Origin of the sequence: Amycolatopsis sp. NPDC006131 (assembly GCF_040614175.1) — a bacterium.
In the GTDB taxonomy this organism is placed as follows: domain Bacteria; phylum Actinomycetota; class Actinomycetes; order Mycobacteriales; family Pseudonocardiaceae; genus Amycolatopsis_E; species Amycolatopsis_E tucumanensis.
This window is the reverse complement of the sequence record NZ_JBEXTX010000136.1, coordinates 1-18862: the sequence shown is the minus strand read 5'-3', so window position 1 is coordinate 18862 and position 18862 is coordinate 1. Positions and strand designations below refer to the sequence as shown.

At 72.9% G+C, this 18862-nt stretch carries 20 protein-coding genes; 12 read left to right on the top strand and 8 right to left on the bottom strand.

Going from position 1 to position 18862, the window contains the following annotated elements; all coding sequences use genetic code 11:
• Nucleotides 1-119: 119 nt before the first annotated feature.
• The 7 genes from ruvA (at nt 120) to ABZ215_RS38795 (ending at nt 8168) form a co-directional block, all read left to right on the top strand.
• A complete protein-coding gene (gene ruvA, locus ABZ215_RS38825) occupies nt 120-713 on the top strand; it encodes a Holliday junction branch migration protein RuvA (RefSeq protein ID WP_020420707.1) in 594 nt (197 codons plus the stop codon).
• Nucleotides 714-800: 87 nt separating this feature from the next.
• The gene (gene ruvB / locus ABZ215_RS38820) at nt 801-1784 is read left to right on the top strand and encodes a Holliday junction branch migration DNA helicase RuvB (protein ID WP_228685276.1); all 984 of its coding nucleotides are present in this window, start codon (nt 801-803) and stop codon (nt 1782-1784) included.
• A gap of 97 nt (nt 1785-1881) precedes the next feature.
• On the top strand, nt 1882-2265 hold the full coding sequence (yajC, locus tag ABZ215_RS38815; protein WP_354955584.1) for a preprotein translocase subunit YajC: 384 nt from the start codon (nt 1882-1884) through the stop codon (nt 2263-2265).
• A gap of 140 nt (nt 2266-2405) precedes the next feature.
• On the top strand, nt 2406-3980 hold the full coding sequence (secD, locus tag ABZ215_RS38810; RefSeq protein WP_020420704.1) for a protein translocase subunit SecD: 1575 nt from the start codon (nt 2406-2408) through the stop codon (nt 3978-3980).
• A gap of 1 nt (nt 3981) precedes the next feature.
• Complete coding sequence (gene secF, locus ABZ215_RS38805; RefSeq protein WP_354955582.1) at nt 3982-5211, top strand: protein translocase subunit SecF; 1230 nt, start codon at nt 3982-3984, stop codon at nt 5209-5211.
• 1 nt (nt 5212) lies between these two features.
• Complete coding sequence (locus tag ABZ215_RS38800) at nt 5213-5731, top strand: adenine phosphoribosyltransferase (protein WP_354955580.1); 519 nt, start codon at nt 5213-5215, stop codon at nt 5729-5731.
• A 106-nt stretch (nt 5732-5837) separates the two neighbouring features.
• The gene (locus tag ABZ215_RS38795; RefSeq protein WP_020420701.1) at nt 5838-8168 is read left to right on the top strand and encodes a bifunctional (p)ppGpp synthetase/guanosine-3',5'-bis(diphosphate) 3'-pyrophosphohydrolase; all 2331 of its coding nucleotides are present in this window, start codon (nt 5838-5840) and stop codon (nt 8166-8168) included.
• A 13-nt stretch (nt 8169-8181) separates the two neighbouring features.
• Here ABZ215_RS38795 and ABZ215_RS38790 read toward each other — a convergent pair whose 3' ends face one another.
• Nucleotides 8182-8427 carry a hypothetical protein gene (locus tag ABZ215_RS38790; RefSeq protein ID WP_354955578.1) on the bottom strand — a complete coding sequence of 82 codons (246 nt, stop codon included), beginning with the start codon at nt 8425-8427 and terminating at the stop codon, nt 8182-8184.
• A 117-nt stretch (nt 8428-8544) separates the two neighbouring features.
• Between ABZ215_RS38790 and ABZ215_RS38785 the strand changes: the two genes are divergently transcribed.
• Complete coding sequence (locus ABZ215_RS38785) at nt 8545-9318, top strand: enoyl-CoA hydratase-related protein (protein ID WP_354955577.1); 774 nt, start codon at nt 8545-8547, stop codon at nt 9316-9318.
• 52 nt (nt 9319-9370) lie between these two features.
• Here the strand turns inward: ABZ215_RS38785 and ABZ215_RS38780 are convergent, their stop codons facing one another.
• Nucleotides 9371-10219 carry a peptidylprolyl isomerase gene (locus ABZ215_RS38780; protein WP_020420698.1) on the bottom strand — a complete coding sequence of 283 codons (849 nt, stop codon included), beginning with the start codon at nt 10217-10219 and terminating at the stop codon, nt 9371-9373.
• 145 nt (nt 10220-10364) lie between these two features.
• Here ABZ215_RS38780 and ABZ215_RS38775 point away from each other — a divergent pair, with 145 nt between their 5' ends.
• Both ABZ215_RS38775 and ABZ215_RS38770 read left to right on the top strand, forming a co-directional pair.
• Nucleotides 10365-10973 (top strand): MBL fold metallo-hydrolase, encoded by a 609-nt coding sequence (locus ABZ215_RS38775; RefSeq protein ID WP_354955575.1) that lies wholly within the window; start codon nt 10365-10367, stop codon nt 10971-10973.
• An 11-nt stretch (nt 10974-10984) separates the two neighbouring features.
• A complete protein-coding gene (locus tag ABZ215_RS38770; protein ID WP_237335674.1) occupies nt 10985-11638 on the top strand; it encodes a hypothetical protein in 654 nt (217 codons plus the stop codon).
• Here ABZ215_RS38770 and ABZ215_RS38765 read toward each other — a convergent pair.
• Both ABZ215_RS38765 and ABZ215_RS38760 read right to left on the bottom strand, forming a co-directional pair.
• Entirely contained in the window at nt 11595-11867 is a 273-nt protein-coding gene (locus ABZ215_RS38765) for a hypothetical protein (protein WP_020420695.1), read from the bottom strand. The two genes, ABZ215_RS38770 and ABZ215_RS38765, sit on opposite strands and share 44 nt — an antisense overlap.
• 85 nt (nt 11868-11952) lie before the next feature.
• Entirely contained in the window at nt 11953-13728 is a 1776-nt protein-coding gene (locus ABZ215_RS38760; protein ID WP_354955573.1) for a YibE/F family protein, read from the bottom strand.
• Nucleotides 13729-13858: 130 nt separating this feature from the next.
• Here ABZ215_RS38760 and ABZ215_RS38755 point away from each other — a divergent pair, with 130 nt between their 5' ends.
• Both ABZ215_RS38755 and ABZ215_RS38750 read left to right on the top strand, forming a co-directional pair.
• Entirely contained in the window at nt 13859-14263 is a 405-nt protein-coding gene (locus ABZ215_RS38755) for an SsgA family sporulation/cell division regulator (RefSeq protein WP_020420693.1), read from the top strand.
• A 55-nt stretch (nt 14264-14318) separates the two neighbouring features.
• Entirely contained in the window at nt 14319-15500 is a 1182-nt protein-coding gene (locus ABZ215_RS38750; RefSeq protein WP_354955571.1) for a phosphodiester glycosidase family protein, read from the top strand.
• Here the strand turns inward: ABZ215_RS38750 and ABZ215_RS38745 are convergent.
• The 4 genes from ABZ215_RS38745 to ABZ215_RS38730 are packed head-to-tail and all read right to left on the bottom strand — an operon-like array spanning nt 15497 to nt 18774.
• A complete protein-coding gene (locus ABZ215_RS38745; protein WP_237335676.1) occupies nt 15497-16159 on the bottom strand; it encodes a YoaK family protein in 663 nt (220 codons plus the stop codon). The two genes, ABZ215_RS38750 and ABZ215_RS38745, sit on opposite strands and share 4 nt — an antisense overlap.
• 13 nt (nt 16160-16172) lie before the next feature.
• Nucleotides 16173-17432 (bottom strand): ABC transporter substrate-binding protein, encoded by a 1260-nt coding sequence (locus ABZ215_RS38740; protein ID WP_354955569.1) that lies wholly within the window; start codon nt 17430-17432, stop codon nt 16173-16175.
• Complete coding sequence (locus ABZ215_RS38735; RefSeq protein ID WP_027936252.1) at nt 17429-18514, bottom strand: hypothetical protein; 1086 nt, start codon at nt 18512-18514, stop codon at nt 17429-17431. Before ABZ215_RS38735 ends, ABZ215_RS38740 begins: the two co-directional genes overlap by 4 nt.
• On the bottom strand, nt 18511-18774 hold the full coding sequence (locus tag ABZ215_RS38730) for a tetratricopeptide repeat protein (protein WP_354955567.1): 264 nt from the start codon (nt 18772-18774) through the stop codon (nt 18511-18513). The genes ABZ215_RS38735 and ABZ215_RS38730 overlap by 4 nt, the downstream gene beginning before the upstream one ends.
• Nucleotides 18775-18862: the final 88 nt, after the last annotated feature.

Genomic DNA, 18862 nt, shown 5'->3' with positions numbered 1-18862 from the left:
GCCGAACTCGCCCGCGCGCACAAGGCCCGGCTCGCCGCGGCGGCGAAGTCGGCGGGCGCCGTGCCGGCGGTGGTTCCCCGCCGGGCGAACACGCGGACACCAGGGAAGGGAGTGCGGGGATGATCTCCTCGGTCCGGGGCGAGGTGCTCTCGGTCGGGCTCGACCACGTCGTGGTGGAGGTCGGCGGGGTCGGCCTCGCGGTGCAGGCCACGCCGTCGACGCTGGCCACGCTGCGGCGGGGCGAAGAGGTCCGCCTCTACACGTCGCTCGTCGTGCGCGAGGACTCGCTGACGCTGTTCGGCTTCGCCGACGCCGAGGCCCGCGAGCTGTTCGGGCTGCTGCAGACCGTGTCCGGCATCGGGCCGCGCCTGGCGCTGGCCGCGCTGGCCGTGCTCGACCCGGACAAGCTGCGGACCGCGCTCGCCGAAGGCAACATCACCGTGCTCACCCAGGTGCCGGGCATCGGCCGCAAGGGCGCCGAGCGGCTCACCCTGGAACTGCGGGACAAGGTCACCGCGGCCGGCGGGACCGCCGAGACCACCGCGGCCCCGGCGGCGGGCGCGGTGCGCGCCGAGGTCGTCGAGGCGCTCACCGGCCTCGGCTTCCCCGCCAAGCAGGCCGAGCAGGCCGTGGAGAAGGTGCTGGCCGCGGGCGAGGCCGACACCACCCCGGCCGTGCTGCGCGCCGCGCTGAGCACCCTCGGGCGCAAGTGAGGCTGCTGACGCGTGCACGATGAAGAGGTGACCGAGCACCCGGCGGACGAGACCCTCTCCGCGCTGCCCCAGCTGGGCGAGCGCGAGATGGAGACGACGCTGCGCCCCAGCAGGCTGAGCGAGTTCATCGGCCAGCCCCGCGTGCGCGAGCAGCTGGAACTGGTGCTGGAGAGCGCCCGGCGGCGCGGCGTGCCGCCGGATCACGTCCTGCTGTCCGGCCCGCCCGGCCTCGGCAAGACGAGCCTGGCGATGATCGTCGCGGCCGAGCTGGACGCCTCGATCCGCATCACCTCCGGCCCGGCGCTGGAACGCGCCGGCGACCTCGCCGCGATGCTGTCCAACCTCGCCGAGGGCGACGTGCTGTTCATCGACGAGATCCACCGGATCGCCCGCCCCGCCGAGGAGATGCTCTACCTGGCGATGGAGGACTTCCGCGTCGACGTGGTCGTCGGCAAGGGCCCGGGCGCCACCAGCATCCCGCTGGAGATCGCGCCGTTCACCCTGGTCGGAGCCACCACCCGCTCCGGCGCGCTGACCGGCCCGCTGCGCGACCGGTTCGGTTTCACCGGCCAGATGGAGTTCTACGCCGACCACGAGCTCGACCAGGTGGTCCGCCGCTCGGCGAAGATCCTGGACATCGAGATCGACGCCGAGGGCAGCGCGGAGATCGCCCGCCGCTCGCGGGGCACGCCCCGGATCGCCAACCGGCTGCTGCGCCGCGTCCGCGACTACGCCGAGGTCCGCGAGGACGGCAAGGTCACCCTCGCCGTCGCCCGCGCTGCGCTGGCGGTCTACGACGTCGACGAGCTCGGCCTGGACCGGCTGGACCGCGCCGTGCTGTCGGCGCTGGTGCACTCCTTCGGCGGCGGCCCGGTCGGGGTGTCCACGCTCGCCGTGGCGGTGGGCGAGGAACCGACGACGGTCGAGGAAGTCTGCGAGCCCTACCTGGTGCGCGCGGGTATGCTCGCGCGCACCCCGCGTGGCCGGGTGGCGACGGCGAGTGCCTGGGAGCACCTGGGTTTGCGCCCGCCGCCCCGTCCGGACCAGGCAGGGCCTACCCTGTTCGACTAACCGGGTGCTGGCCTGGTCAGTGGTGCCTGGCACACTCGAAAGAGCACATCCGGACAAATTGGTGAGCGGCCGGGCGCCGCGCACCGAATGGAGAATCATGGAACAGCTTTTCCTGCCGTTGCTGCTCATGCTCGTCGTGGCGATCCCGCTGGTGATGGGCACCCGGAAGCAGAAGCGTGCCGTGCAGGAGCAGCAGAAGCTGCAGAGCAGCCTGTCCGAGGGCGACCGGGTGATGACCACCTCCGGCCTGTACGGCACGGTGGCGGACACCAGCAGCGACACCACGATCGACATCGAGATCGCGCCCGGCGTCGTGACGACGTGGCTGCGCCAGGCGGTGCGCGAGAAGGTCGCGCCCGAGGTGGCCGACGAGGTCGAGACCGACGACGACGAAGCCGTGGTCGAGACGGTGGAGACCGCCGAGGCGCCCAAGACCGACGAGAAGGCCGCTGCTCCCTCGCTGGAGAGCGAGAAGAAGTAGCCCGACGAAGGGCCCAACCCCGGCGTCCGGTGGTGACGCCGGGGTCAACGCCGCGTTCACAACGCGGCGAGTAGTGTCTGCGTACCGCCGCGTAGGCGGCACGAACCCCGTGTAGCTGACCGTCGAGGAGAACGACCACCGTGGCACCACCGGCCGGGCGGATCCGCCCGGGACGCTATCTCGGCTTCTTCGTCCTGATCGTGGTCGTGCTCTACGCCCTGGTGTTCTTCACCGGCGGCGGGAAGCCCACGCCGAAGCTGGGCATCGACCTGCAGGGCGGCACCCGGGTGACGCTGAGCGCGCGCACCCCGGACGGCTCCGCGCCCTCGCGCGAGTCGCTCAATCAGGCGCGCCAGATCATCGAGACCCGCGTGAACGGGATCGGCGTCAGCGGCACCGAGGTGGTCCTCGACGGTGACAACATCGTGATCACCGTCCCCGGTGAGCAGGGCGACCAGGCCAAGAAGCTCGGCCAGACCGCCCAGCTCGGCTTCCGCAAGGTGATCGACGCGCAGACCGTGACCACCCCGCCGGTCGCGCCGCCGCCGGGGCAGGGCGACGACCCGGCCGCGATCCAGCAGGCCAAGGCCACCCGCCAGGCCGCCGATCTGGTCACCGGCACCGGCGACTCGCTCGCCGCCGGGCCGAACGCGTCCGCCGCGCTGACCGCGTTCACCTGCTCCACGCAGGACCCGCTGCGCGGCAACGACGACCCGAACCTGCCGCTGCTCACCTGCGACCAGACCGGCACCGAGAAGTACCTGCTCGGCCCGGTGTTCCTGAAGGGCACCGAGATCGACAACGCGGTGTCCTCGTCGCCGGCGCAGAACAAGCCGCAGTGGACCGTGGACCTCACCTTCAAGTCCGAGGGCCGCCAGGTCTGGGCCGACTTCACCACGGCCAACATCGGCCAGCGCGCCGCGTTCGTGCTCGACACGCAGGTCGTGTCCGCGCCGACCATCCAGAGCGCGATCCTCGACGGCAACACCCAGATCAGCGGCAACTTCACGCAGGCGCAGACCAAGGACCTCGCCGACGTCCTGAAGTACGGCTCGCTGCCGCTGTCGTTCACCTCGTCCGACGCCACCACCGTGTCGGCCACGCTCGGCCTGGCCTCGCTCAAGGCGGGCCTGATCGCCGGCGGCATCGGCCTGGCGCTGGTGTTCGTCTACTGCCTGGTCTACTACCGCCTGCTCGGGGTGCTCACGGTCGTCTCGCTGGCGCTGTCCGGCCTGATCGTCTACGCGGTGCTGGTCCTGCTCGGGCGGTGGATCAACTTCACGCTCGACCTGGCGGGCGTCGCCGGGTTCATCATCGCCATCGGTGTCACCGCGGACTCGTTCGTGGTGTTCTTCGAACGGCTCAAGGACGAGATCCGCGAGGGCGGGCGCAGCTTCCGCTCGGCGGTGCCGCGCGGCTGGGTGCGCGCCCGCCGCACGATCCTCGCTTCGGACGCGGTCATGTTCCTGGCCTCCGCGGTGCTCTACGCCATCGCGGTCGGCGACGTGCAGGGCTTCGCGTTCACCCTCGGCATGTCGACCGTGCTCGACCTGATCGTGGTGTTCCTCGTGACGCACCCGCTGGTCGCGCTGGCGTCGAAGTCGAAGTTCCTGTCCCAGCCGAAGCTCACCGGCCTCGGCGGCGTGCAGACGCTGGCCGCGGAGCGCCGGTCCGCGCGCAAGGTGCCCGCCGGCGCGGGCGCGAAGGAGTCCTGACGTGGCAGACGAGCTGAACACCGAGAGCACGGACGCCGCGCCGGCCACGAAGAAGGCCGGCCGGGAGAGCGTCTTCCACCGCCTCTACGTCGGCACCGGCGCCTTCGACATCGTCGGCAAGCGCAAGCGCTGGTACATCTTCTTCGCGGTCCTGGTGCTGGTGTGCATCGCCTCGATCGGCATCAAGGGCTTCAACCTCGGCATCGAGTTCGAGGGCGGCACCCAGATCCAGATGCCCGCGCGCGGCGCGAACGGCCCGATCACCGCCGACGCGGCCAAGCAGGCGTTCGCCGACGCGCTCGGCGAGCAGGCCGACTCGGCGCAGACGGTCGGTGTGGGCGACGCGGCGACCGTCGAGCTGCGATCGGACACCCTCGACGCCGACCAGGTCGCCAAGGTCAAGCAGACCCTGTTCGACCAGCTCAAGCCGATCGGCGGCAACGGCCAGCCGAGCGTGCAGGCCATCAGCGACAGCGCGGTCAGCGCGTCCTGGGGCCAGGAGATCTCCCAGCAGGCGCTGATCGCGCTCGCCGTGTTCATGGTCCTGGTGACCGTGTTCCTCGCGGTCTACTTCGAACGCTGGATGGCGGTCACCGCGCTCATCGCGCTGGTGCACGACATCCTGGTCACCGCGGGCGTCTACTCGCTCGTCGGGTTCGAGGTCACGCCGGCGACGGTGATCGGCCTGCTGACCATCCTCGGGTTCTCCCTCTACGACACCGTGGTGGTGTTCGACAAGGTCAAGGAGAACACCCGCGGCATCCTCGGTCTGACCCGCCGCACCTACGCCGAGACCGCGAACCTGGCGCTGAACCAGACGCTGATGCGCTCGATCAACACCTCGGTCATCGCGCTGCTGCCGGTGCTGGGCCTGCTGGTCGTCGGCTACATCCTGCTCGGGTCCGGCACGCTGCAGGACCTCGCGCTGGTGCAGCTGAGCGGCATGCTCGCCGGCGTGCTGTCGTCGCTGTTCCTGGCGACCCCGCTGCTGGTCGACTTCAAGATGCGCGACCCGAAGTACAAGCAGCAGGCCGAGCGGGTCCGCGCGCGCCGCGCCAACCAGGCCCGCAAGGCCGCCGAGCGCGAGGCCGACTTCGACGCGAGCGACGACGAGGCGCTGGACGCCGAGCTGCGCAAGGAGAAGGCGTACGCGGCGGCCGCGAGCGTCCCGGCCCGCACGCCAAAGTCGCAGCCGCGGCGTGGGCGGCCGTCGGGCAAGCGGAAGCGCTGACGTGGACCTGGAGCGTGCGCTCGGCCTGATCGCCGAGGTGCCGGACTTCCCGGAGCCCGGTGTGCTGTTCCGGGACCTGTCGCCGCTGTTCGCCGACGCGGACGGGTTCGCGGCGGTGATCGACGCGCTGGCGGCGACGGTCGATCCGGGCACCGATGTGCTGGCCGCGGTCGAGGCGCGCGGGTTCCTGCTCGCCGCGGCCGTCGGCTACGTCCGCGGCATGGGTGTGGTCCTGGTGCGCAAGCCCGGCAAGCTGCCCAGCGTGGCCGGCCGGGTGGACTACGCCCTGGAGTACGGCTCGGCGACCCTGGAACTGCCGTCCGGGGTGGTGCGGCCCGGGCAGCGGGCCGTGGTGGTCGACGACGTGCTCGCCACCGGCGGCACCGTCGCCGCGGCCTGTGAGCTGCTGGAGAAGGCGGGCGCGACGGTCACCGGCGTGTCCGTGGTGATGGAGCTGGCCGCCCTCGACGGGCGGTCGGCGCTGAGCGGCCGGAAGGTCAGCTCGCTCCTGGTCACCTGACCGTTCGGCGCGTCAGCGGGGCGGTCGGCGCGGCTGGGAACAACGAGGTGGCCCGCCGGGGTTACGCTTGGTGCTCTGAAGGCCGCGCGATCAGCAGGAGGTGGGCTTGAGCCAGGAGCTCGAAAGCCCGGCGCCCGCCCGGGAGACCGCCGACAACCGCGGCACGCAGCCGCAGGGCGTCACCAGGGCACCGTCCGCCACGCGGCGCGTCCGCGCCCGGCTCGCGCGGCGGATCACCGCCCAGCGCGCCGCGCCGGTCAAGCAGGTGCTGGAGCCGCTCGCCGCGATCCACCGCGACCTGCACCCGAACGCCGACCTGAGCCTCCTGCAGCGCGCCTACGACGTCGCCGAGGAACTGCACCGCCACCAGCGGCGCAAGTCCGGCGACCCGTACATCACGCACCCGCTCGCGGTGGCGACCATTCTCGCCGAGCTGGGCATGGACACCACCACGCTGGTCGCCGCCCTGCTGCACGACACGGTCGAGGACACCGGCTACTCGGTGGAGCAGCTGACCGCCGACTTCGGTGACAAGGTCGCCCAGCTCGTCGACGGCGTCACCAAGCTGGACAAGGTGAAGCTCGGCACGGCGGCCGAGGCCGAGACCATCCGCAAGATGGTCATCGCGATGGCCCGCGACCCGCGCGTGCTGGTGATCAAGCTCGCCGACCGGCTGCACAACATGCGCACCATGCGGTTCCTGCCGCCGGAGAAGCAGGTGCGCAAGGCCAAGGAGACCCTGGAGGTGCTGGCCCCGCTGGCGCACCGGCTGGGCATGGCCACGGTCAAGTGGGAGCTGGAGGACCTCGCGTTCGCGATCCTGCAGCCCAAGAAGTACGACGAGATCGTCCGCCTGGTCGCCGACCGGGCCCCGTCGCGGGACATCTACCTGCGCAAGGTGATCGACGAGCTGACCGGTGCGCTCGGCGGCTCCCGCATCACCGCGAAGGTCGAGGGGCGGCCCAAGCACTACTACTCGATCCACCAGAAGATGATCGTCCGCGGCCGGGACCTCGACGACATCCACGACCTGGTGGGCGTGCGCATCCTGGTCGAGGACGTGCGCGACTGCTACGCGGCCATGGGTGTAGTGCACGCGCTGTGGCAGCCGATGCCGGGCCGGTTCAAGGACTACATCGCCCAGCCTCGGTTCGGCGTGTACCAGTCGCTGCACACCACGGTGATCGGCCCCGACGGCAAGCCGCTCGAGGTGCAGATCCGCACCTACGAGATGCACCACACGGCCGAGTACGGCATCGCGGCGCACTGGCGGTACAAGGAAACCAAGGGCACCCACCACGGCACCGCCGTCGACATCGACGAGATGGCGTGGATGCGGCAGCTGCTCGACTGGCAGCGAGAAGCCGCGGACCCGGGCGAGTTCCTCGACTCGCTGCGCTACGAGCTCGCCGCCCGCGAGATCTTCGTGTTCACGCCCAAGGGCGACGTGGTGACGCTGCCCGTCGGCGGCACGCCGGTCGACTTCGCCTACGCGGTGCACACCGAGGTCGGGCACCGGTGCATCGGCGCGCGCGTCAACGGTCGTCTCGTGGCGCTGGAACGCAAGCTGGAGAACGGCGACGTCGTCGAGATCTTCACCTCGAAGGCGGAGAACTCCGGGCCGAGCCGCGACTGGCTGACGTTCGCCAAGTCGCCCAAGGCGCGCGCCAAGATCCGCCAGTGGTTCGCCAAGGAACGCCGCGACGAGGCGATCGACGCCGGTAAGGACGCGATCACCAAGGAGGTCCGCAAGGTCGGCCTCCCGTTGCAGCGCCTGGTGTCCGCGGAGGCGATGGGCGCGCTGGCGGCCGAGCTGCACCACCCGGACATCAGCTCGCTGTACGCGGCGGTCGGCGAGGGCCACGTCAGCGCGAAGCACGTCGTGCAGCGGCTGGTGGCGCTGATCGGTGGCGTCGAGGAGGCCGAGGACGAGCTCGCGGCCCGGTCGACGCCGTCCACGGTCACGCGGCGCCGCGCGGCCAACGACGTGGGTGTCGTGGTCAAGGACGCCACCGACGTGTGGACCAAGCTGGCGCGCTGCTGCACCCCGGTGCCCGGCGACGAGATCCTGGGTTTCGTCACCCGCGGTGGTGGCGTCAGCGTGCACCGCACGGACTGCACGAACGCCGAGGACCTGCGCGCCCAGCCCGAGCGGCTGGTCGAGGTGGAGTGGGCGCCGTCCGCGAACTCGGTCTTCCTGGTGTCCATCCAGGTCGAGGCGCTGGACCGGCACCGGCTGCTGTCCGACGTGACGAAGGTGCTGGCCGACGAGAAGGTGAACATCCTGTCCGCGTCGGTGCAGACGTCACGCGACCGGGTGGCCGTCAGCCGGTTCACGTTCGAGATGGGCGACCCCAAGCACCTCGGGCACGTGCTCAAGGTGGTGCGCGGAGTGGAAGGCGTCTACGACGTGTACCGCGTGACGTCGGCGTCCTAGCCGGCCCGGGCGCTCAGCCGAGGGTGAGGACGAAACCGAGCGTCGACGCTTCCTCCTCGGTGGCCCAGGGAACGCGCAGCCGCCGCAGCTTGCGCTCGGTGGGTTGCGCCGACTCGATGAGGTGGCTGGTGGCGACTACGCGGGCTCCACTGTGGATGGCGCGGCCGCCCGCGCCGCCGTGGGTGGACGCGCTCGAGACTGCGCCGTTGTGCGTGCAGGTCCTGGCTACCCCGATCTCGGATCGGGAGGCGGCTCTCATAGCGGTTGAACATTGTTTGCGACGTCCCGCGGACTGCGCCCGCGGGGTGAGACTCATCGCCGGTCGCGGTGGTGTGGCTCACGGCGCTCGCCCCGGCGTGCCCTCTAGGGTCGGTCCATGGCAGCTGGGCTGGAGTTCGCGCGCGACGGGGAAGTGGCCACCCTCACCTTCGCGCGGCCGGAGAAGAAGAACGCGATTTCCCACGACATGTGGGCGGCCATCCCGGACATCGTCGCGGACGTGGAGGGGGATCCGCGGCTCAAGGTGCTCGTCCTGACCGGCGCCGGGCCGGACTTCTCCGCTGGGGCGGACATCTCCGAGTTCGGCAGCCTGCGCTCCACCGCCGACGGCGCCGCCGCCTACGACCGGGTCGTCGAGGGCGCGGTCACCGCGTTGGCCGGGATGACCAAGCCGACCGTGGCGAAGATCCGCGGCAACTGCATCGGCGGCGGCTGCCAGATCTCCGTCGCCTGCGACTTCCGCTTCGCCGACGCCACCGCGCGCTTCGGGATCACCCCCGCGAAACTCGGCATCGTCTACGACTTCCGCTCCACCCGCCAGCTGGTGTCCCTCATCGGGCCCGCCCACGCGCGGTACTTCCTGCTCTCCGGCCAGCTCATCGACGCCGCCCGCGCCCGGGAGATCGGCCTCCTCAACGACGTGTTCACCGACCTCGACGCCGGCGTATCCGACTTCGCGGCCACCCTCTGCTCCCGCTCGCAGACCTCGGTCCGCGGCATGAACCGGATCATCGGCAAGATCCTCGACGGACAGTCCGAAAGCGACAGCGAGGTCGAGGACATCCGCTCGGCCGCCATCCACGGCGAGGACTACGCCGAGGGCGTGGCCGCCTTCCTCGACCGCCGCCCGCCGAAGTTCACCGCCTCCTGACAGCACAGCGGCCTCCGTCCGAACAGGACGGAGGCCGCTTCGGCGACCGAACTCAGCCGATCGTCACCGCGGTGAACTTGACCTCCATGTTCGGCTTGCCGCCACCCGGGCTCGGGTCGAAGCTGCCGTCGTGGCCCGCGCGCGCCACCTTGTCGAGCACCTCCAGGCCGGCGTCGCCGATCGACCCGAACACCGTGTAGTCCGGGCTCAGCTCCGCCGGGCCGTACACCATGAAGAACTGGCTGCCGTTGGTGTTCGGGCCGGCGTTGGCCATCGCCAGCAGGCCGCGGCCGTAGGTCAGCTCGGGGAACGTCTCGTCGGCGAACGAGTAGCCCGGACCGCCACTGCCGGTGCCGGTCGGGTCACCGCACTGCAACATCATCAGGCTCGCGTCGGTGCCCAGCCGCGCGCACGAGGTGTCGGTGTAGTACCCCTGCTGCGCCAGGCTCAGGAAGCTGTTCACGGTGCACGGCGCGAGCGCGCGGTCCAGCGTCAGCGGGATGTCACCGGCGGTGGTCTTCAGCGTGACGTTCACCGTCCCGGTCGACGGGATGTCCTTGGTCTGCGGCGGGTTGTTCGGCTTCGCGGCGGGCTCGCTCGGCGTGGCCGGGTACTCGCACTGCACGGGGTTCGCGAGCGGCGTCGGCCGCTGCGGCACCGCGGCGCGCTGCGTCGGGATGTTCAGCTCGGACGAGGGCGAGGTCGTCGGGGAGGCCGCCGCGTCGCCGCCGTCGCCGCCGCGGGTAGCGAAGAACACCACCAGACCGGCGACCACCACCACCGCGCCGACGGTCGCGCCGACGCCGACGATCTTCCGGCGTTTCGCCTGCTCCGCCCGGCGGGCCATCTGCCGCTCGAGCTTGCGCTTCGCGGCCTCACGGCGCTGCTGGTTGGTCGCCACCTGCCCTCCAGAATCCACTCGACGTCACCGATCGGGTGGCGGCAGTCTATGGGCACAGCCTGTGAGGACCCTGTACAGCCCCGGTTAGGGTGGGTGCCGGGCATCCCGGGCACGGGTGGACGGGTCGACGCGGAGGTGGATTTTCGTGCTCGTCGTCGGGTTTCCGGCAGGCGCGCTGCGGGCCAACTGCTACCTGCTCGCGCCCGGCCCGGACACCCCCTGCGTGGTGGTCGACCCGGGTGAGGACTCCGCGGCCCGCGTCGCCGAGGCCCTCGCCGAGCACCGCCTCACCCCGGCGGCCGTGCTCGCCACCCACGGCCACTCCGACCATGTCGGAGGCGCGGCGGCGCTCACCGCGGCCCACGACGTTCCGATGTGGATCCACCCCGCCGACCGCGGCCTGCACGACGGCGACCAGCCCGCGGATGTCCGCGACCTCACCGGCGCGCCGCTGGAGCTGGCCGGCCTGGCGATCGATGTCGACCTCGTGCCCGGCCACACCGACGGCTCGGTGGTGTTCCGCGTGACCACACCGGAGGGCGGCCGGCTCGCTCTGACCGGCGACACGCTCTTCGCCGGCTCGGTCGGCCGCGGCGACCAGCGGCGGCTGGGGGAGTCCCTGCGCGACGCGCTGCTGCCGCTGCCCGACGACACGGTGGTGCTGCCCGGGCACGGCCCGGCCACGACGATCGGCCGCGAACGGGCCGGCAATCCGTTCCTGAGCGGGGCGCGCAGCGTCGTCCCGGTGCGGTGATGGGGGGAGAAGTGACCGAGCCGAAGAAGCCGGTGGAACCGCAGCGGCTGCCGCTGCACCAGGAGGACCCGGGGCTGACGCGCCGCAGGCTGATCTCCGGCCTGGCTGGCGTGCTGATCATGGCCGCCGCGTTCGGCGGGATCGCGGGACTGATCGGCGGGCAGGTCGCCGGACTGGTCGCCGCGGCGATCGTCGGGCTGCCGCTGCTGTACGTGGTGCTGTGGAACGTGCGGCGCAAGCTGTGGCTGGAGGGCACGGCGGTACTGGTGCGCACGTGGCGCACCCGCCGGGTGGACCTGGCGCAGGCGCGGCGCATCGACCTGCTGGTGACCGACGTGCGCGGCGCGCGCACGGTCAGCCTGCTGTTCAACTCCGGGCAGCGCGGCCAGGTCGTCAAGATCGACCTGGCCGTCTACGCCGGCACCGGCGGGCGCGAGCTGCCCATCCTCACGCTGCGGCGGCTGGCCGACGCGGTGGCGAACAACATCGAGGCCAACGGGCTGGTGTTTTCCGAGCTGCTGGTCGCGCAGCTGCGTGCCGAAGCGCGGGGCGCGGGCGTGCCGGACCGGCCGCTCTACCAGCTGGCGTCCGCGGCGCCGTCGGGCAAGATCGCCCAGCGGTTCACGATGGAGGCCGTGAGCCGGTTCGTCGCGCAGCTGGGGTGATCTCGCCGTTGCGGCCGCCGAGCCGGTCCTCGATCCGGGACAGCTGCTCGCGGATGCCTTCCAGCTGGTAGACGATCTCCGGCAGCTCCTCCGCCGCGAAGGTGGCGAGCCGCTCCAGGTGCTTGGCCGCGTCGCGCAGTTCGGTGAGAGCGGTGGCGATCCGCGGCAGGCTCGTGACCGTGCGGGCCACGGCTTTCGTCAGGCGCCGCGGCAGTGCGTGAACGACCATGACCCCTCCCCGCCGGACGGGAACTGTGCCCGGCCTTCGTACCCCATCGCGGGGGTCGTGACCAGGGCGGGGTGCCGGGCTGTGGCTAGTGGTCGCTGGTGTGGCTGATGTGACTGGTGGGCTCGCGGCTGGCGATCAGCGCGGCGAGGACGGTGGTGACCGGCACCGCCGCGACGATGCCGACGCTGCCCGCCAGCGTCCGGACGATCTCCTGCGCGATGTCCTGCGAGCCGAGGATCGCGCCGAGCCCGACGCCGGAGATCGACGAGTACAGCATCACTGGCAGCGCGGCGCCCGCGTACGCCATCACCAGCGTGTTCACCGCGGAGCCGACGTGGTCGCGGCCGATGCGCAGCCCAGCGGAGTACAGCTCGCGCCAGCTCAGCGACGGGTTGGCGCGGCGCAGCTCCCACACGGCGCTGGTCTGGGTGACGGTGACGTCGTCGAGCACGCCGAGCGCGCCGATGACGATGCCGGCCAGCAGCAGGCCGCGCGCGTCGATGCCGTGACCGAGGGCGGCGATGAGCGTCGAGGTGCTGTCGTCCAGGCCGGTCAGCGACGCGGCCGCGGAGAAGATCGCCGACAGCGCGCCGATCAGCGCGAGGCTCACCAGCGTGCCCAGCACCGCGACCGACGTGCGGGCGGACAGGCCGTGGGTCAGGTACAGGGCGATGAACATGATCAGCCCGGCGCCCACGATCGCGACCAGCAGCGGGTTCTCCCCGGCGAGGATCGCGGGCAGCACGAACGCCACGAGCACGACGAAGCTGAGGACCAGCGCGCCGAGGGCGGCCACGCCGTGCCAGCGCCCGAGGACGACCACGGCGACCGCGAACAACGCGGCGAGCACCGCGAGCGGGACGCCGCGCTGGAAGTCGACGAGCTGGTAGGAGGAGGGGTCGGCGGCGTCCGCGCCGTTGTAGGCCAGCACGACGTCGTCGCCGGCGGTGAAGCGCGGCGTGCTCGGCTCGATGGGCACGGTCAGCTCGACGCTGCGGCCGCTGCCAGGGCCGTCGGTGAGGGCGATGGTGGCGGTGAGGCAGGGCTTGGCGTCCGGCTGGTCGCCGACCTGCACCTGACCGGCGGCCAGGCACGGGCCGGAGGTGGCGGTGGTGATGGTGCCGTGGACCGGGGTGCCCTGGGAGATCGCCGAGGCGGGCTTTTCCTGGCCCCAGGGGTAGAGCAGCAGCAGCCCGGCGACAGTGAGGGCCGCGATGGGGGCGAGCAGCCAGATGAGGAGGAGCTTGACGCGCCGGGAGGCCGGGGGTGCGGGGGAGTGACCGTGCCCGTGGCCGTGCCCGGTGGGTGGAGTGGCGGGCGGCGCAGCGGCGCGGCGGCGGGTGGGGGCCGCGGTGCCGTCGGCCACGCCGGTGCGGGGGCGTTCGGCGTGGTCTGGTGCCGGTTCGGCGGTGGGGTGGTGCCCGTCCGCGCTCCGGGCGCGGTGCGCTGCGCGGGCGGATCGCTCTTCGGGAGGATCGGCTTGGCGGGCCGTTTCACTGGTGCGACGTGCCCCGCGGCGGGCGGCCGCCTCGGCGGCCAGGCGCCGGGACCGGCGAGTGGTGCCGTCGGGGTCCCCGCCGCTCGTCGCGGCGGGCTGCTGACGGTGCGCCGGGCGGCGTGCCCTCGGGGCGGAGGGGACGGCACCGTCCTGCGGCTCGCCGGCTTTCGCCGGGTCGGCGGCGTGCCCACGCTGCGCGTCCGCACGCCCGCCGGTCCGCGGGGAATCCCCGGCGGGCCAGGCCGAGGCGCCGGGTTCGGTGTAGCCGCGCGTCCGGCGTGCGCGGCGGGGGTCGGCAGCAGGCGGCCCGGGGACGCGGCGGATCGGACCGGTCTCCGCCGCGGGGTCGTCGTCGTGCTGCACCGGTCCATCGTCCCGCCCGCCCGTGTCACTCCAGCGGGTGGGTCGTGAAATTCCTCCGCGAAACCGCGTAACGACGGCGGCGTGGCTCCGTCCTACTGGCGTAGAGCAGCAGGAGGACAGGAGGCCCATCGTGCACGCCGAAACGGTCGAAGAACACCAGTTCGTCAGCCTGGACGGCTACGACGTCCCGGTCTTCTCCCGGTGGAGCTACACCACCGCCGATCCCTACGCCGTCACGCTGTCCTTCCGCGCCGACCGCGGCCGGTGGGTCGAGTGGTGCTTCGCGCGCGACCTGCTCGTCGAGGGCCTGAACGGGCCGGCTGGCGAGGGCGACGTGCGGATCCGGCCCGACGTGACGGCAGGCCCGGACCAGCTGATGATGGAGCTGGAGTCGCCGGACGGGTACGCGATCGTCGAGTTCAGCCGCGAAGGCGCGGCCCGCTTCATCGCCTCCACCCACACGCTCGTGCCGCTCGGCGCGGAGGGCGCCCTGGTCGACGTGGACGGGTTCATCGCGGAGATCACCAAGGTCTGAGAGCCGTTCCCCGCGGCGGCCCGCGGCGTTCACCACGCCGTGATCGACTCCGCGGATGAGCCTGCTCACGCGCGCCACGGCGGCGGTGGCCGCCCTCCTGCTCCTCCTCGTCACCGCTCCCTCGGCGACCGCCGACACCGCGCTCGCCCGCGGCGTCGCCTACCGGACCCTGACCCTGTCCACCGCGCACGGACCGGTCGTCGCGCACCTCGTCACGGCCGACCTGACCGATCCGCGCGTGGACGTCGACCTGCTGCACCCGGCGTCGGTCGCCGAGCGGGCCACCGTCTCCGCCCTGGTCACCGCGCAGCACGCGGTCGCCGGGATCAACGGCGACTTCTTCAACATCAGCGAGACCCACGCCGGGATCACGCCCACCGGGTCCTCGGTCGGGCCGGAGATCGCCGACGGCGACGACCTCAAGTACGCCGTGCCGGACGGGCAGCGGTTCGGTCCCGCGATGCCGTCCGGCGTCACCACCAGCGACGTGTTCGGCTTCGGCGCCGACCACCGGTTGCGCACCGCGCGGCTGGAGTTCGCGGGCACGCTGCGCTCCCGGGCGGGCGAGTTCGACCTGGAAGGGCTCAACCAGTACGCGCTGCCGGTGGACGGCATCGGCGTCTACACCCCGGAGTGGGGCTCGATGTCCCGGGCCCGCGCGGCCTGCGGCACCGACACCAGCCGCTCGGCGCCGTGCACGTCACAGGTCGAGGAGGTCGTGGTGCGGCACGGGGTCGTGGTCGCCGAGTCCGCGGGCGCGGGCGCCGGGCCGATCGAACCCGGCAGCGTCGTGCTGCTCGGCCGCGAGCGTGGCGCGACCGAGCTGGCCGGGCTCCGGGTGGGCGACCGGGTGCTGGTGACCGACCGGCTCGTCGCGCGGGGCGTTCCGCCGTTCGAGTTCGCGGTCGGCGGGTTCCCCATCCTGGACGACGGGGCCGCGCTGCCCGGGCTGGACGCCTCGCTCGCGCCGCGCACGGCGGCCGGGGCGAGCGCGGACGGCCGGACGCTGTACCTGCTCGCGGTCGACGGCCGCAGCGCCGCCAGCACCGGGATGGGCGTCGGCGAGGTCGCGGCGCTGCTGGCGTCGCTGGGCGCGAGCGAGGCGGTGAACCTCGACGGTGGCGGGTCGACGACCCTGGTGACCGCCGGTCGCGGCGCCCCGGTGACGGTGCGCAACACGCCCTCGGACGGCGCGGAACGCGCGGTCGCCAACGGGATCGGCGTGTTCGTCCGTTAACCGGCGCGGCGGCGCAGCACCACGTGGGCGTGGTGCCCGGCGGCGACGAGGACCTGCGCCCCGCAGATGACGACGAGCACCCACCCGGCGCCGAGGTGGCGGACCAGGAACGCCCCGGCCACCGCACCCGCGACCAGGCCGGCCACCGACACCAGGCGCCGGGTGGTGGCGCCGCGGCCGGCGGAACGGTCCGCGAGGTCGCCGACGAGCGCGGCCAGCGTGCGGGTGACCACGGTGGTCGTCATGTCCGGCACCGCCAGGCGGTTCACCGTGCCGTTGCGGACGCCCATCGCCAGTGCCAGCGCGGCGGCGGCGAGGTAGCGGGCACCGGCGAACGCCCCGGCCGCCGCGACCGCGGTCAGGGCCGCCTCTACCGCGAGCGCGCCGAGGAACGCCGGGTGTGGCGCGGCGATCGAGGACGCCAGCCACGCGGCGCCCGCGGCGCCGGCCACGAACGCGACGAGCGCGGTCACCGCCGCCGCGACGTCGAAGCCGGGCTCCCCGGCCGCCGCGAAACCGAGGAACACCAGGTTGCCGGTCATGTTGGCGGTGAAGACCCTGCCCAGGGCCAGGAAGCTGACCGCGTCGATCAGGCCGCTGAGGACGGTCAGCGCCCCGAGCGCCACCGGCACCGGTTCGTGGTTCACCAGCCCGCGCACCACGCCTCCCCTCTCATCGTCCACACGGGACGGACAGCCACTCCTGCGGCGGCACGCCCAGCCGGATGCGGTCCAGCTGCTCCAGCAGCGTCTCCAGCCTGCCGGGGTCGTCGAGGTACTCCAGCGCCGCCCGGTAGAAGGCGTTGGCCATGGTCGCCGGCATCAGGTCCGACGCGTCGAAGCAGAGCGTACCGCCCGAGCGGAGCGCCTCGGCGACCTTGCGGGCCGCCGGGTTGCCGTCGTAGACGCGCAGGTCCACCGAGCGCGTCGCGGAAAACGCGCTCCCGCCGCTGACCCGCGGCCAGATCTCCTGCGCCGCCGGGGAGGCGAGGTACCGGATCAGCGCCCGCGACGCCGGCGTGTCGGTGAACATGCCCGCCAGGTCGGCCGACACCTCGTAGGTCCCCGGCGCCACGTCCGGGCCGGCCGGCGGGACGGCCACGAAGTCCAGGCCGCGCCCGGCGTCCGGGTACCGCGCGAGCATGAACGACCCGTTGTGCTCGTACGCGCAGCTCTGCGGCGACGCCAGCATTCCCTTGCCGGCGTCGGCGAAGTCGGTCAGCAGCACCCGTCCCGGGTTGTCCCCGACGGTGCCCGCCATCATCGCGCCCCACGTCTGCCACGCCCGCCGCACCGCGGGCGCCGTCCACGCCAGCTGCCCGGCCCCCCACTGCCGGTACACGTCCGGGCCGGCCTGGTGCAGCAGCACGTCCTCGACCCAGTCGGTGCCCGGCCACCCGGACACCGGCGGCGCGCTCAGCCCGAGGCACCAGGGTCGCGCGCCGGTCGCCGCTGCGAACTCGTCCCAAGTGGACGGCTGCGCCAGGCCGTGCAGGGCCGGGTTGAACCACACGATGCTCTTCAGGTCCACCTTCACCGCGATCCCGTACAGGTGCGCCTGCCCGGCCACCTGCAGCTGGAGCCACTGTGGACCATAGATCGATGCGGGCGGCGCGCCGAGCACGTCGTCCAGCGAGTACAGGTTGTGCGAGCGCACGTAGGTGACGAGCTCGCCCGGGTTGGGCACGACCGCGATGTCCGGTGGGTTGCCGTTCTGCACGTCCGAGGCGAGCACCTGCGACACCGCGCGAGTGCCCTGGTAGCGCACCCGGATGCCGGTCTGCGCGGTGAACCCGGCCAGCACCTGCTCGAACGCCGCGCCCTCGGCGCCGGTCCACGACGCGAGCACGGTGAGCGTGCGCGTGCCCGCCCCGGCGCCGCAGCCGGTCAGGCACGCGGCGACCAGAAGCAGCACCCCGGCGAGGCCCCTCATGAGCGGAACCGGTATTCGTCCAGCCGGGCGTGCAGCCCCCACCCGGCGAGCACGGCGATCGCCAGCGTCACCGCGGGCACCACGAGCGGCAGCTGGTTGCTCGCGGCGGCCGCCTCCAGCCGGTCGTTGACGTCCCGGGTGCCCGCGGCGGTGGTCGCCTCGTCCGGGATGGCCCCCGCCACGCTCGTCGGCGCCGGGCCGGCGGCGGCCACCGTCAGGCCGCAGTCCCCGGCCCGGCAGTGCGCGGTGACCAGCCGGATCAGCTTGTCCTGTCCGTCGGCGTCGGTCAGCGCCATCCGCCGGTCCCACCCGGCCAGCACACCGGTCAGCCGGTCCTGCGCGGTCGCCAGCCGATGCGCCGCGACGAGCGTGAACATCATGCTGGCGCACAACCCGAGCAGCAGCAACGTCGCCGCCAGCAACTGCGGGTTCAGCAGCCGCTGGAAGCGCTTCCCCAGGTACAGCTGCGTGACGCAGAGCAGCGCGAGCAGCAACGCGACCGGCACCGCCCACAGCGCGGGCGTGGCCGGGTGCAGCCAGCCGGTCGTCAGCTGCCGCGCCAGCGCCTGCTCCTGCACCGACCGCAGGTCGTCGAGTTGTTTCAGCACGCCGTCGGGGGAGCGCAGCAGCTGCGACGAGGCGTCCCACAGGTCGGCCGTGCCGACGACCTCGCCGCCGCCCTGCCGGTAGTGCGCGTCGGCCTGCGCGACCGCCGCCCGGTAGGCGGCGAGCAGCCCCTCGACCAGCCGCAGGATCTGGCTGCCCGCGTCCCCGGCCTCGTTCAGCTCGGCGGCGCGGGTGAGGCTCTGGCTCGCCAGCGCGGTCTGCGTGGCGTACTCGGTGCCCGCTCCGGCGAGGCGGACCTCGCCGGAGGAGAAGCTGCGCACGGCCGCCCGGTCCGCGCGGATCAGCGCCGACTTCGCCGCCGCGACCTCGACGACCGCCTGCGCGGTCCGGTCCCGCACGGTCTCCGCCGCCGACTGCACGCCGCGCACCGTGGCGAACCCGGTGACCAGCACCGCCGCGGTGGTCACCAGCAGCGCCAGCCGCAGCCGGACCAGGGTGCGCCGGGTCGTGCTCACCACAGGGACCTCGCCCGCACGGCGTTGGCCCGGTCGATCAGCACGCCGTGCTCGCCGGCGGTGCGGGCCTGGCGCGACAGATCCCGGTAGGACCGTTCGAGCCGGTCCCGCAAACCCTTCTCCGACACCGGATCGCCGAGCACCGGACCCGGCGGCAGCGACCCGTCGCCGTGGTCGAGCACGAACGAGAAAGCGCTCTCCAGCACGGCGGTGGCCAGCCGCAGCCACGACTCCTCGCTGTCCAGGGTCAGGGTGTGCACCCGGTCCCGCCGCGGTCACGCCTTCGGTCGTCATCGGTCCTCCCCCGGCTTGGTGAGCGAGACGACGAGACCGTCCGCATCGGACTCG

Bases quoted from the DNA above. Each gene is read 5' to 3' on its own strand.
- yajC (WP_354955584.1), top strand. From the start codon at position 1,882: ATGGAACAGCTTTTCCTGCCGTTGCTGCTCATGCTCGTCGTGGCGATC.
- ABZ215_RS38765 (WP_020420695.1), bottom strand. From the start codon at position 11,867: ATGGTCGTTCACGCACTGCCGCGGCGCCTGACGAAAGCCGTGGCCCGC.
- ABZ215_RS38750 (WP_354955571.1), top strand. From the start codon at position 14,319: ATGAGCCTGCTCACGCGCGCCACGGCGGCGGTGGCCGCCCTCCTGCTC.
- ruvA (WP_020420707.1), top strand. From the start codon at position 120: ATGATCTCCTCGGTCCGGGGCGAGGTGCTCTCGGTCGGGCTCGACCAC.
- ABZ215_RS38785 (WP_354955577.1), top strand. From the start codon at position 8,545: ATGGCAGCTGGGCTGGAGTTCGCGCGCGACGGGGAAGTGGCCACCCTC.
- ruvB (WP_228685276.1), top strand. From the start codon at position 801: ATGGAGACGACGCTGCGCCCCAGCAGGCTGAGCGAGTTCATCGGCCAG.
- ABZ215_RS38790 (WP_354955578.1), bottom strand. From the start codon at position 8,427: ATGAGAGCCGCCTCCCGATCCGAGATCGGGGTAGCCAGGACCTGCACG.
- ABZ215_RS38740 (WP_354955569.1), bottom strand. From the start codon at position 17,432: ATGAGGGGCCTCGCCGGGGTGCTGCTTCTGGTCGCCGCGTGCCTGACC.